Source organism: Psychromonas sp. KJ10-10, from assembly GCF_047323245.1.
Lineage (GTDB): Bacteria > Pseudomonadota > Gammaproteobacteria > Enterobacterales > Psychromonadaceae > Psychromonas.
The window spans coordinates 534,355-547,640 of record NZ_CP178826.1 but is presented as its reverse complement, the minus strand read 5'-3'; the positions used below and the strand labels follow the sequence as shown (position 1 = coordinate 547,640).

At 36.8% G+C, this 13,286-nt stretch carries 12 protein-coding genes and 2 pseudogenes; 7 read left to right on the top strand and 7 right to left on the bottom strand.

All coding sequences use genetic code 11. The annotated features are described in order from the left end of the window. Window positions 1–161: 161 nt before the first annotated feature. The 7 genes and pseudogenes from mnmE to ACLKMH_RS03130 form a co-directional block, all read right to left on the bottom strand. Window positions 162–1,529, bottom strand: a complete 1,368-nt coding sequence (mnmE, locus tag ACLKMH_RS03160; RefSeq protein WP_413700830.1) for a tRNA uridine-5-carboxymethylaminomethyl(34) synthesis GTPase MnmE — start codon at window positions 1,527–1,529, stop codon at window positions 162–164. Window positions 1,530–1,627: 98 nt separating this feature from the next. Further along, window positions 1,628–3,284: pseudogene (yidC, locus tag ACLKMH_RS03155) on the bottom strand (membrane protein insertase YidC). A gap of 8 nt (window positions 3,285–3,292) precedes the next feature. After that, the gene (yidD, locus tag ACLKMH_RS03150) at window positions 3,293–3,577 is read right to left on the bottom strand and encodes a membrane protein insertion efficiency factor YidD (protein WP_413700829.1); all 285 of its coding nucleotides are present in this window, start codon (window positions 3,575–3,577) and stop codon (window positions 3,293–3,295) included. Continuing rightward, window positions 3,544–3,900, bottom strand: a complete 357-nt coding sequence (rnpA, locus tag ACLKMH_RS03145; protein ID WP_413700828.1) for a ribonuclease P protein component — start codon at window positions 3,898–3,900, stop codon at window positions 3,544–3,546. The genes yidD and rnpA overlap by 34 nt, the downstream gene beginning before the upstream one ends. An 11-nt stretch (window positions 3,901–3,911) precedes the next feature. Beyond that, a complete protein-coding gene (gene rpmH, locus ACLKMH_RS03140; RefSeq protein WP_101109083.1) occupies window positions 3,912–4,046 on the bottom strand; it encodes a 50S ribosomal protein L34 in 135 nt (44 codons plus the stop codon). Between the two features lie 463 nt (window positions 4,047–4,509). Then, window positions 4,510–5,067 carry a hypothetical protein gene (locus ACLKMH_RS03135; protein WP_413700827.1) on the bottom strand — a complete coding sequence of 186 codons (558 nt, stop codon included), beginning with the start codon at window positions 5,065–5,067 and terminating at the stop codon, window positions 4,510–4,512. Further along, window positions 5,064–5,341, bottom strand: a pseudogene (locus tag ACLKMH_RS03130) (DUF805 domain-containing protein). Before ACLKMH_RS03130 ends, ACLKMH_RS03135 begins: the two are co-directional and overlap by 4 nt. Window positions 5,342–5,557: 216 nt before the next feature. Between ACLKMH_RS03130 and ACLKMH_RS03125 the strand changes: the two are divergent. From ACLKMH_RS03125 to gyrB, 7 genes are all read left to right on the top strand, one after another. After that, the gene (locus ACLKMH_RS03125) at window positions 5,558–6,085 is read left to right on the top strand and encodes a hypothetical protein (RefSeq protein WP_413700826.1); all 528 of its coding nucleotides are present in this window, start codon (window positions 5,558–5,560) and stop codon (window positions 6,083–6,085) included. Window positions 6,086–6,161: 76 nt separating this feature from the next. After that, complete coding sequence (locus ACLKMH_RS03120; protein WP_413700825.1) at window positions 6,162–6,644, top strand: helix-turn-helix domain-containing protein; 483 nt, start codon at window positions 6,162–6,164, stop codon at window positions 6,642–6,644. Between the two features lie 343 nt (window positions 6,645–6,987). Then, entirely contained in the window at window positions 6,988–8,367 is a 1,380-nt protein-coding gene (gene dnaA, locus ACLKMH_RS03115) for a chromosomal replication initiator protein DnaA (RefSeq protein WP_413700824.1), read from the top strand. A 12-nt stretch (window positions 8,368–8,379) separates the two neighbouring features. Then, window positions 8,380–9,483: a DNA polymerase III subunit beta gene (gene dnaN / locus ACLKMH_RS03110; RefSeq protein WP_413700823.1), complete on the top strand. Its 1,104-nt coding sequence runs from the start codon at window positions 8,380–8,382 to the stop codon at window positions 9,481–9,483. Between the two features lie 81 nt (window positions 9,484–9,564). After that, window positions 9,565–10,071, top strand: a complete 507-nt coding sequence (recF, locus tag ACLKMH_RS03105) for a DNA replication/repair protein RecF (RefSeq protein ID WP_413700822.1) — start codon at window positions 9,565–9,567, stop codon at window positions 10,069–10,071. Next, on the top strand, window positions 10,049–10,648 hold the full coding sequence (locus ACLKMH_RS03100) for a hypothetical protein (RefSeq protein ID WP_413700821.1): 600 nt from the start codon (window positions 10,049–10,051) through the stop codon (window positions 10,646–10,648). The genes recF and ACLKMH_RS03100 overlap by 23 nt, the downstream gene beginning before the upstream one ends. A 20-nt stretch (window positions 10,649–10,668) precedes the next feature. Next, window positions 10,669–13,095, top strand: coding sequence for a DNA topoisomerase (ATP-hydrolyzing) subunit B (gene gyrB, locus ACLKMH_RS03095; RefSeq protein ID WP_413700820.1), 2,427 nt, complete (start codon window positions 10,669–10,671; stop codon window positions 13,093–13,095). The last annotated feature ends 191 nt before the right edge of the window (window positions 13,096–13,286 follow it).

The following is a 13,286-nucleotide window of genomic DNA, read 5'->3' as shown; positions in this document are numbered from 1 at the left end:
ATTTTAAAATTATGATAAATTCAATTAAGTACATCAGCGCAGTCGCTGTTGACGAAAAAGAGCTTAACCTGCATACATGGCAAATTTGTGACAAGCATCAAATTATTTTAGCCATTTATAGCGAAATTTTAAAAGTTAAGAAGCACCAGGATTTACTGAGGTTATTTACCAATACAGAAGCTAGAAAAGATACGCCCAAGTAGATCATCCGAGGTAAATTCACCGGTGATCTCGCTAAGGTGTTGTTGCGTTAAACGCAATTCCTCTGCTAGTAATTCGCCCGCTTGATACACTTCAAGTTGTACCTTTCCTTCCTGTAGGTGTTTTTCAGCGTTATCAATCGCTTCTAAATGACGACGACGCGCCATAAAGCCACCACCCGTTGAGCCTTGATAACCCATAATATCTTTTAAATGATCTTTTAAAGGTTGCAAGCCTAAGCCTGTTTTTGCAGAAATACGATAAACAGGGTGTTGATCATGTTCACTAATCTCTAAGGACTCTCCTGTTAAGTCTGCTTTATTACGTATTACTGTTAACCCAACGGAATCAGGCAGTTTATCAATAAAATCTGGCCAAATTTCATAGGGGTCCTGCGAATCGGTTGTCGTTGCATCTAACATAAATAAAACACGATCTGCTGTGTTTATTTCAGCCCATGCGCGTTCAATACCTATTTTCTCAACCTCATCAGCACTTTCACGTAAACCCGCTGTATCGATAATATGTAATGGCATACCATCAATATGAATATACTCACGCATAACATCACGCGTGGTACCAGCAATATCGGTAACAATGGCACTTTCTTTACCCACTAAGCTATTTAACAAGCTTGATTTACCTGCATTTGGACGACCAGCAATCACCACTTTCATACCATCACGTAATATCGCACCTTGTTTAGCCTGTGCTTTCACCGATTCTAGGTTATCAATGATTTGATAGAGATCATTAGCTATTTTTCCATCACTTAAGAAATCGACTTCTTCCTCTGGGAAATCAATAGAGGCTTCTACATAAATTCGAAGATGTATTAAGCTTTCAACTAATTCATGAATTTTATTGGAAAATTCGCCCTGTAGTGAATGCAGGGCGCTTTTAGTCGCTTGTTCTGATGTTGCTTCAATTAAATCTGCAATGGCTTCTGCCTGCGCTAAATCGAGCTTATCATTCATAAAAGCACGCTCGGAAAACTCACCGGGATTAGCGCTTCGCATGTTTTTAATGGTAAGTATCGCTTTGATAAGCATGTCCATTACCATCGGACCGCCGTGTCCCTGTAACTCTAATACGTCTTCACCGGTAAAAGAGTTTGGTGCCTTGAAGAGTAATGCAATACCTTGGTCTAATACATCACCATGTTGATCATTAAATGGTAGGTATTCCGCATAACGAACCTTAGGTACTTTTCCTAAAATAACCTTAGCAACTGTTTCAGCATCAGGGCCTGAAACACGAATAATACCCACGCCACCTCGGCCAGTAGCTGTCGCCTGTGCAACAATTGTATCTGTTACTTCAATCATAATAATAACCACTCGTTAATCTGTTGATGCTGATAATGTATTAAAAAGCAAAAAGGCGACTCAAGAAGTCGCCTTTTTATATTCAAGGAGTGAAAGGGCTACTTCTTCGCACCCATACCTTGTTTTTCAAACTGTCTATAAATATAAGTTTGTTGAATCAGTGTAACAATATTACTTACTAACCAGTAAAGTACTAGACCAGCAGGGAACCATAGGAAGAAGAAGGTAAATACTACCGGCATAAACTTCATGATTTTCTGTTGCATTGGATCTTGTACTTGTGATGGAGACATCTTCTGAATAAAGAACATGCTCACACCCATTAATAACGGTAGTACATAGTATGGGTCTTGAACCGATAAATCTTGGATCCATAACATAAATGGTGCATGACGTAATTCAACAGATTCCATTAATGACCAGTAAAGAGCAATGAAAATAGGCATTTGTAGAAGAATTGGGAAACAACCACCTAATGGGTTAACTTTCTCAGTCTTGTACATTTCCATCATAGCTTTTGATACTTTCTGACGGTCTTCACCGTAACGCTCACGTAATGCTTGAATCTTAGGTTGTAAAAGACGCATCTTCGCCATTGACGTATATTGCGCTTTAGTTAACGGATATAACGAACCTTTAACCGTAAAGGTGATTAAGATAATTGCCACACCCCAGTTACCAACAATACCTTGGAAGAAAAGCAATAGTTGGAATAAAGGTTGTGCAATAAACCATAACCAACCGTAATCAACAGTTAGGTCTAAGTGTTCAGCGTACAACGCCCATTTCATCTTGTAATTTAGGACCAACCCAAAGATTTGTCTCGATATTAGCAATACTATTTGCATTAATCGTTTCTACAGGTGCTTTGAAGCCGATAGCGTCGTCTTTGCCTTGAATAATTCGGCTGTACAACTCATTGCTTTGATCACTTGCAGGTATCCAAGCAGACACAAAGTAATGTTGTAGCATTGCTACCCAACCACCCGTTGTTGTCTTGTTTAATGGCGCATCTTGCATATCATCAAAACTATATTTTTGGTAACGCGTATCAGTCGAAGAGAATGCACCCCCACGATATACAGGCATCATCATGTTTGTACCTGTTTCTTGAAGTGACTCTTTCAATTGTCCGTATAATTGAACATTTAAAGCGCTATTAGTGTTATTTTCAATTTGGTAACTCACGTTAACAACATAAGAACCACGTTGTAGCGTAAATGTTTTTGTAAATACATTACCATTTGAATCAACAAAACGTAATGAAGTTGAAACTTCATTTTCACCTTCATTTAATACGCTTTGTTCTGTGGTAGTACTATAAAAAGGACGACCTTTTTTATTAGAATCAGGTCCTTGACCAATCAAACCACTTTGTGCGATGTAAGTAAAACCATTGTCATTTTCTAATAGACGGAATGGTTGATCTGAATTCTTCTCAATCGCATGCTCTAATAAATCAGCAGTAATAACATCACCACCAATTAAGGAAATAGCTAGGCGTAAAGTATCACTTTCTAAAATAACAGATTCATTAGTTGATAACTGAGTAGGTACTTCACTATCAACTGAACTGCTCGTTGATGATGCAGGTACGTCAGCACTAAAATTGTCGCTTTTTGGCACAGCACTAGTAGTTTGCTCTGTCGTTTGTGCGACTACAGGTTTTGGGGCTTGATCTTCAACCCAAGCTTGATAAAGCAAAAAGCTTACAAATAGCAGGGCAAGTAACAATAAATTGCGTTGGGATTCCATAACGTTTCTTAATCTCTTTTATTATTGGTTGAATCTATTATATGACTCTTTTTATGACAACAAGTAGGCACTGGATCGTAACCACCTTCACTTAATGGTTGGCATCTTATAAGACGTTTAGCCGCTAGCCAACATCCTTTTACGATTCCGTGTAATTTTATCGCCTCGATCGCATAATATGAACAACTTGGCGTAAAACGACAACGCGGTCCAATCATCGGACTGATGATTAATTGATAAGCACGAATAAGCTTAATTGCTATCCACTGCAACGCCGCACTAATTTTCGCCATAATTTATCCATAACCTTATCAATCTCTTGATTTGATAAATCAGCAATACCGGCTTTAGCAATTACAACAATATCAATTGCTGGTAACTGGTGTTGTTGATGACGGAACTGTTCTCTAACTACACGACGAATACGATTACGCCCTACAGCGCGTTTAATATGCTTTTTAGGTATAGCCATACCAATGCGGGGGTGATTTAAAGTATTTTTTCGAGCAAGAAGAGTTAAATGCGGTGAGACTGCTGGAACAGCATTCTTGAAAACAGGTTGAAAATCTTCAGGAGTTAACAAACGTAACTCCCGAGAATACGAATAATTTACCACGTCTGGAAAAATTATGCGCTTAAGCTTGCGCGACCTTTAGCACGACGACGAGCTAGTACGTTACGACCGTTTTTAGTCGCCATACGAGTTCTGAAACCGTGTGAACGCTTACGCTTAAGATTACTTGGTTGAAAAGTACGTTTCATGCTCTTTTCCACTTATGTTAAGTACTGTACAGTAGCTAATATTTTCAGTTTGGATGTTTAAAAAACTTATAAAAGTTGATTCAAATAACAAAGTAAAAAGGTTAGCCGATTAAAAAGAGAGCAAATTCTATGTATTGATCGACTAAAAGTCAATCACAGATATCTCTTTCAAGCACATTAAATAATTCCCCTTCAAAGAATTCACTTTAAAAGGGTCTATTTCGATTGCTTGCCATACTCGAAAGTTTGGGTGAGTGGATTATATAGAAGCACCATTAATAAGCAAGGATCTATCGGAGATCTTTCATTTTTGTTTAAATAAAATGCTTTATTTATCTATAATCAAAGATTATGCTCGAATGTTGATAATAATGGATAATAGTATTTTAAAGAAAGGCTTGAATTCATAAAAGGTCCATCCAAGCTTCACCAACCTAACCCCAAATTATAGTATTAATAAATACTAACAAATAACTTCCTTTTTCTTTTCATCAAACAATGTTGACCAGGACCACTCTCCAGGGTTTAAAACAAAACCATGATTAAGACCTAGTCCTGTTACAATTTGAATATCACCAACACCTTCTGCGACATGATCAATAATTAAATAATCTTTACTAATAATTTCAACTCCAGCTTCTAATTTATCAATAATTTCTTGAGCGTATATATTCAGTTGTATAGGTGTACTTGAATGTATTGAAACATTAGACCCATCAAAACCTCCGGCCACTAATCTCAAACGAGAAACAAAACAAGCTTGTTTAATATCTTGTTTAGTAACTAATACTCCCTTACCAACAATACCGCGAAGTTGTAATAAGTTGCCCATCCTAGTTGAGTCAATAATTATCACACCTACGACCCCATCAGGTATCGAGTATTCCATCTTTAAAGGCTGACTAATTTGGTCATCTACTTCATTAGAAAAAGACGTTGAAGTATATAAACTCAGGACAATAATTAAGAATATATCTTTTAATACCTGGATATTAGTTTTCATTTGTTGTCGATGTTTCATAACGCCTCTCCTTTTAATTGTTCTAGGTTAAATCGATTAATTTCTTTGTTGCTTGGCATAGCTAAAAAATAGATTAGCGTTACTATGCCAATGACAGGTACAAGAATAATTAATCCCCACCAGCCAGATCGATTCGTATCGTGTAAGCGTCTAATAATAAGAGATAAAGTGGGCAAAAAACCAACAAACTATATGTACCATCTAATATGTTTGGAATGTTAAAAATAATTTCCATCCAGATAAGTAGAACTGTGATCAGCAGATTAAATAGCATAAACATCCAAAAAGCTTCTCTCGTAGCTCGACCAGAAAATTGCACATAACGTACCCAAGCATCTAAATACCAACTCATTACCTTCTCCTTGTTTAGTTATAAGATGAGTTAAAATTACGTTATCATGGAAGAGATTGCGTACTTAAACAGGATCGAGTACGTCCTAGATGACGATTTGAGACTTAGTAGGAGCTACATTATTAAAAAAGGATTTATATGATTGCCATTCCATTACCTTTTGTTGCATCTTTACTATTAGCAATTTTGGCCGTGGTTTTATTCCTCCGTCGAGATCAAACAACGCAGTCTGCTTTTATATTTATTGCGTTATGTACCGTGACCTCAAGTATTGTTGGCTTAAGATGGACAACAGAACTTGCCATATTTAAAGCACTACAACCGATTCTTGCTTCTTGTATTCCTGTTGTTGCTTGGTATTGCTTTGCTAGCGCCCATCGCCTGAAAAAATTATATTTCATCCACGTTTTACCCCCTATATGCGTTATTCTTAGTTCACTAACTTACGCTTTTTGGCAACCGCCGATAGATGTATTGCTTGCGATTTTATATCTCGGTTATGGCATTGCGTTGATTAGATCTTCATTGAACATCAATGGGATCCCTGAGCAAGTTCGCCTTTCTGATGTAGATAACACGCAAAAAGCTGAACGTTATGCGGGTCTAATCCTTATTATTTCTTCCATTATCGATGCTCGCCATTGGAATAGACTTTTCTTTATATAATGGGGCCCACGCAGTCAATATCATAGCTATTGGCTATTTTATTATTTTGCCTTTTCTTGCCGGAACGGTAGTGGTATTGAGTTTAAGCATGGTGCCTAGAAGTAAACATGAGGAAATAAACGATAAAGAAAAAAATCACAAAAGAGTTGAAAAAGGTAGTAAAGCGAGATCAGCGGAGAAACTAAAATCATCCTCTTCCTCAGTATTAGCAGAAATAGAAATAAACCAAATAGTAAGCAAAATAGATTCATTGATCACTACAAAAGAAGTCTTTTTAGATCCAGATTTAACACTGGACAGGCTAGCAAGAAAGGCAGGTATTCCAGCACGACAAATATCTATTTCAATTAATCAGGTTTATGGGCGTAATGTGTCGCAAGTAATTAACGAATATAGAATTGAACGAGCAAAACAATTATTGATCAGCACAGATAACCCCATCACTCAAATCTATTTTGATTCAGGCTTCCAAACAAAATCAAATTTTAATAGAGAATTCGCACGGGTTACTCAGCAAACCCCGAGCGCCTTTCGACGCTCGCAACGGGAACATAATTAAGATTGTATATTCAAATCCAACTGGCTCCGAACAAAAATAATTGTATTCAAACACTCATTATAAACATTAATCCTAATAGTCTTTGCATCTTTTCTTCCCTTAGCAATTAGACATTCTTACTATGAGTTAACAAGCTATTTAAATGGCCTAAACCGGGATTGAAGACTTGCAAATAAATAAAGCACTTTGATTGATATCAGTTATAAAAACGCTAAATTTTATAATACAAATGATTGCAACCAATTTATTGATCTATTTTTACAAAAAGATCGCAAGATCTTGTGGATTGATCGAGATCTTATCGGTAGAATTATCCGCCCGAAATTCACAACTGGAGTTAGTCATGTCCCTCGCAATTTGGCAAGAGTGCCTAGCACAATTAAAAGAAGAATTGTCAAAGAGTGACTTCAGTACATGGTTGCGACCATTACAGGCCGGATACAGCAATTCAGTTCTTTCTCTCTATTCCCCAAACAAGTTTACAAGTGATTGGGTGCGCAACAACTTTATGGAGATTATAGAGTCTAAAATTAAGCTATTGGCACAAATTGAAGATCCTAATAGTAGCATTCAGATCCGTTTGTTAGTCGGAAAACCAGAAACAGCTGATGTCACACCAGAAACGCCTGCCACGGCAACAACACAAGCAAATGCTTTTCATCCTTGGCAGGGGCAAAATAAACCTGAGACTATTGCTCATAAAAGTAATTTGATTAAACGTTTCACCTTTGACAACTTTGTTGAAGGAAAATCAAATAACTTTGCGATAGCAACAACACAACAAATAGCAGAAAATCCAGGTGGTGTTTATAACCCACTTTTCCTTTATGCTCATCCAGGTTTAGGTAAAACGCATTTATTACACGCAGTTGGTAATTCAATTGTGGCAGAAAACCCTGACAGTAAAGTGGTATATATTCGTTCAGAACGTTTTGTACAGGATATGATTAACTCTATCCGTAATAATACCATTGAACAATTTAAAGACTATTATGCTTCACTTGATGCGTTATTAATTGACGATATTCATTTCTTTGCCGGTAAAGAACGTTCTCAGGAAGTACTATTCCAAACCTTTAACTCTATGTTAGACGGACATCAACAGGTTATTTTAACCAGTGACCGTTTCCCTAAGGAAATTGAAGGCATTGATGAACGACTGCGTACGCGTTTTGGTTGGGGACTTTCTATCCCAATTGATCCGCCTGAATTAGAGACTCGTGTTGCTATCTTAATTAGTAAAGCAGAAGAGCGTGGACTAACCTTACCCGATGATGTTGCTTTCTTTATTGCCAAGCGTTTAACCATTACCGATGTTAGAGTATTAGAAGGTGCAATTGCTAATATATCTGCAAAAGCGCAATTTACCGGTCAAGACATTACTATTTCTTTGGTACAGGATGCACTGCGCGATATGTTAGCAGTACATACTAAGCAAACCACTATCGATAATATTCAAAAAATAGTGGCTGAACATTACCGTATTAAAATTTCAGATATGGCTTCTAAGCGTCGTACTCGTACTGTTGCTCGTCCACGTCAGATAGCTATGGCATTAGCAAAAGAGTTAACCCAACATAGTTTGCCTGAAATTGGCGAAGCATTTGGTGGTCGTGATCATACAACGGTATTACACGCTTGTCGTAAAGTTGCCGAGTTGCGTAGTGAAAACAATGATATTCAAGAAGACTACAAAATCTTGATACGCACATTATCGATGTAAGGTATTAAATAAATGAAATTTTCAATATCACGAGATGCGTTTTTACGTCCGTTGCAATTAGTGGTTGGTTCTGTCGCTGGCGGTCGTCCTGCTTTACCTATCATGGCAAATATATTAATTGAAGTGAAACAGGGTTTATTAAGCTTAACAGGCACAGACTTAGAAGTTGAATTGATTACTCAAATTCCTTTGCAACAACCCTGTGAAGAGGGTCAAATAACTGTTCCTGCTCGTAAGTTATTAGATATTTGTCGTGGTCTATCTGATCCCTGTGAAATAACTTTTGAAGTAAAAAATGACAAAGTAACCATACGTTCTGGGCGTAGTCGTTACTTACTATCATCATTGCCAGCAATTGATTTTCCAAATATTGAATCTTGGAAAAGCCTACTTGAATTAACTGTTATGCAAGGCGAGTTTAAAAAGTTAATCGAGTTTACTCAATTTGCAATGGCTAGCCAGGATGTTCGTTATTACCTAAATGGCATGTATTTCGAAATCAGTGATAATTACTTACGAAGTGTCGCAACCGATGGACACCGTTTAGCTTCTTCAGCAATAACATTGCCACAAAACTATGAAATGCAGTCTATTATCGTGCCACGAAAGGGCGTATTAGAGCTTGTTAAACTACTTGATAATGAACAAGAGAACGTCACGTTACAAATAGGGCAGAATAACTTACGCGCTATTATAGGTGGCTTTATCTTTACAACAAAACTGGTTGATGGTCGTTTTCCTGATTATAAACGTGTTATTCCACGTAATGGTGATAAGGAATTATTTGCAGATCGTGAATCACTCAAACAAGCCTTTACTCGTGCGACTATTTTATCCAATGAAAAGTTTCGTGGTGTTCGCTTAACCTTATCGGAAAACTTACTGCAAATTACAGCGAATAACCCTGAACGAGAAGAAGCTGAGGAATATATTGATGTCAATTATCAATCCGAAGCATTGGAAATAGGCTTTAATGTTAGTTACGTATTAGACGTTTTAAATACTTTAAAAAGCGAACAAATAAAAATAACCCTTAGCAGTTCAGATCATAGTACATTAATAGAGTCTACTGACAGTGATGACTCACTATATGTATTAATGCCAATGCGTTTGTAATTCAAATTCCTTTTGAAACCGATCGTTCTACTTGTTGTTATTTAACCTCAATAAACACTCACAATATAACGGAGTTGTTTGATGTCACTTAATAAATTAGTCATTCATCAATTCCGAAATATTAATAGTGCTAACCTAACTTTTAACAATAAAATAAACTTCATTGTTGGCCAAAATGGAAGTGGAAAAACATCCTTTTTGGAAGCCATCTACTTTTTAGGGTTAGGGCGATCTTTTCGCAGTCATTTAACAAGTCGTATTGTTCAACATGAACACAAAGAATTTACCCTTTTTAGTGAAATACAACAGCAGGGTTTAGCAACACCAATCGGTCTACAAAAATCTAAAAATGGTGACTCTCTATTAAAGATAAATGGCGCTGTTTCTAAAAAACTTGCTAACCTGACCCATTATTTACCCATACAATTAATTACCCCAGAAAGTAGCACCTTGCTCTCAGGTAGCCCTAAAAATAGACGCGCTTTTCTTGATTGGGGTGTTTTTTATCATGATCCTAATTTTTATCACAACTGGGCTCGAATAAAACGACTTTTAAAGCAACGTAATGCTCGCTTTAAAGCAATGTAAAACGTACAACGAGTTGCAAATATGGGATAATGAACTTTGTCTTTTAAGTGAAAAGCTTAGTGAACAACGACTATCTTATTTCGAGTTGTTATTACCCTTGGTAAAAACAACCTTAAAAGACTTTTTGCCGGACTTTGATATTAGTTGTCAATTTTTTTGTGGTTGGGATAAACAGAATAAACCCTTAGCAGATTATTTGTTTGACAATTTTACCCGTGATAACCAATTAGGTTACACAACTTCTGGGCCACAAAAAGCGGATATTCGCTTTAAAATTGATGGTTATCCAGTTGCTGATGTTTTATCTCGTGGGCAATTGAAATTATTTATTTATGCTTTGCAGTTAGCGCAGGGGTTATTTCTTAATAGTATCGACAAAAAACAGTGTATTTTTCTAATAGATGATTTTAGTTCAGAGCTTGATCAAACTAAACAACAAATATTAGCAAAACATATTGCAGAGTCAGGCGCACAGCTGTTTATAAGCGTTATTGATCCTGATAATATTGATAAACTATTTACACAAAAACATAGCGTGTTCCACGTGGAACACGGCCAGATTACAGAACAATTTTAAAACTAATAGGTGAAAGCTTTATGACTGAAAATAGTTATGATTCGTCAAGTATTAAAGTACTAAAAGGGTTAGATGCTGTACGAAAACGCCCAGGTATGTATATTGGTGATACCGATGATGGTACAGGACTACACCACATGGTGTTTGAGATCCTAGATAACTCAATTGACGAAGCTTTAGCTGGCCACTGTAGTGATATCATCACAACAATCCATAGCGATGGTAGTGTCTCTGTACGTGATGACGGTCGTGGTATTCCTGTTGATATCCATAAAGAAGAAGGGGTATCAGCGACCGAGGTTATCATGACAGTATTACATGCTGGTGGTAAGTTTGATGATAACTCATACAAAGTATCAGGTGGTTTACACGGTGTAGGTGTTTCTGTTGTAAACGCACTGTCTAAAAAACTACGCTTAACGGTTAAGCGTCACGGTAAAATACATCAACAAACTTATGTTCATGGGGTACCTGAAGCACCACTTGCTGTTATCGGTGAATCAGAAAACACCGGGACAGAAATTCGTTTTTGGCCAAGTGAAGAAACCTTCTCAGACGTTCTTTTCCATTACGATATTCTTGCTAAAAAACTACGCGAGTTATCCTTCTTAAACTCAGGTGTATCAATCAAACTAATTGATAAACGTGAAGAGGATAAATCTGAACACTTTTGTTATGAAGGTGGTTTACAGTCTTTTATCGAATACTTAAACAAAAATAAAACCGCTGTTCATCAGAAAATATTCCATTTCACAACTGAAGCTGATGACATCAGTGTTGAAGTTGCAATGCAATGGAATGATGGTTTCCAAGAAAATATTTATTGCTTTACCAATAATATTCCACAACGAGACGGTGGTGCACATTTAACAGGTTTCCGTGGTGGTTTGACACGTACGCTAAATGCTTACATGGAAAAAGAACTAGCCAAAGTTAAAAATGCTAAAAACAAAACCACGACAGAAGGTGGAGATTCACGTGAAGGTTTAACAGCTGTTATTTCTGTTAAAGTACCTGATCCTAAGTTCTCATCACAAACAAAAGACCGTTTAGTGTCTTCTGAAGTTCGCCCAGTGGTTGAAAGTGCAATGGGTGAAAATCTACAAGACTTCTTACTTGAAAACCCAACAGAAGCTAAGATTATTACCTCTAAAATAATTGATGCGAGACGCGCACGTGAAGTCGCACGTAAAGCTCGTGATATGACGCGTCGTAAAGGTGCATTAGATTTAGCTGGTTTACCGGGTAAACTTGCAGATTGCCAAGAAAAAGATCCCGCGCTTTCAGAACTCTATATTGTGGAAGGGGACTCTGCTGGCGGTAGTGCTAAGCAGGGACGTAACCGTAAAAACCAAGCAATTTTACCACTTAAGGGTAAAATTCTTAATGTAGAAAAAGCACGCTTCGACAAAATGTTATCTTCTCAGGAAGTTGCAACTTTAATCACAGCGTTAGGTTGTGGTATTGGTCGTGACGAATATAACCCAGAGAAAACCCGTTATCATCGCATTATTATCATGACCGATGCCGATGTCGATGGTTCTCACATTCGTACACTTCTATTAACCTTCTTTTATCGTCAAATGCCTGAGTTAATTGAAAATGGTTATGTTTATATTGCCCAACCACCACTGTATAAAGTGAAAAAAGGTAAACAAGAAACCTATGTTAAAGACGAATTAGAATTACAAACTTACTTAACAACATTAGCAATGGAAAACTCATCGTTACATGTTAACCAAGATGCACCAGGTATTTCAGGTGTTGCCCTAGAAGGTTTGATTCAACGCTACCGTAACGTTCAGGAAACGATTAAACGTTTAAAACGACGTTATCCATCAGTTATCTTAGATAAGCTTATTTATAAGCCTATGTTAACAACAGAGCAGTTAGCAGATAAAGAAACAGCCAAAGCCTGGGCAAATGATGTTGTTGAAACATTAAATGCAGAAGACTTTGAAGGGACTATTTACAGTGCTGATACAACGCAATCTGAAGATGAGTTAAGTAACGACATCATATTTACTATTCGTAAACATGGAGTTGAAAATGACTTTGTTTTTGACGAAGAATACTTTGGCTCTGATGGTTATAAATCTGTTGCATCTGTTGGTGCGGAAATAAGTGGCTTGCTAGAAGAGGGTGCTTATATCCAACGAGGTGAGCGTAAACGCGAAATAAGCCACTTTATTGAGGCAGTTAATTGGTTGATGAATGAATCTAAACGAGGCCTTTATATTCAACGCTATAAAGGATTAGGAGAAATGAATCCTGACCAGCTTTGTGATACAACCATGGATCCAGAAACACGTCATATGTTACAAGTGCGTATTGAAGATGCTGTTGGTGCAGACCAATTATTCAGCACACTAATGGGTGATCATGTAGAACCTCGTCGAAACTTTATCGAAGATAATGCATTACGAGTTGAAAATTTAGACATTTAATTGTCTGATTTTATTGATATTAAAAACCAGCAATTATGCTGGTTTTTTTATACCTAATTTAATATAAGTTTTAACAAAAAATATAAATTAAAACATAACCCACTGTTTTTATTGACTTAACTTTCATTTTTAATTAGATGTTTCTTCTGGAAAATATGACAGTAATAATTATTTGTCTTATTTCTGTCATA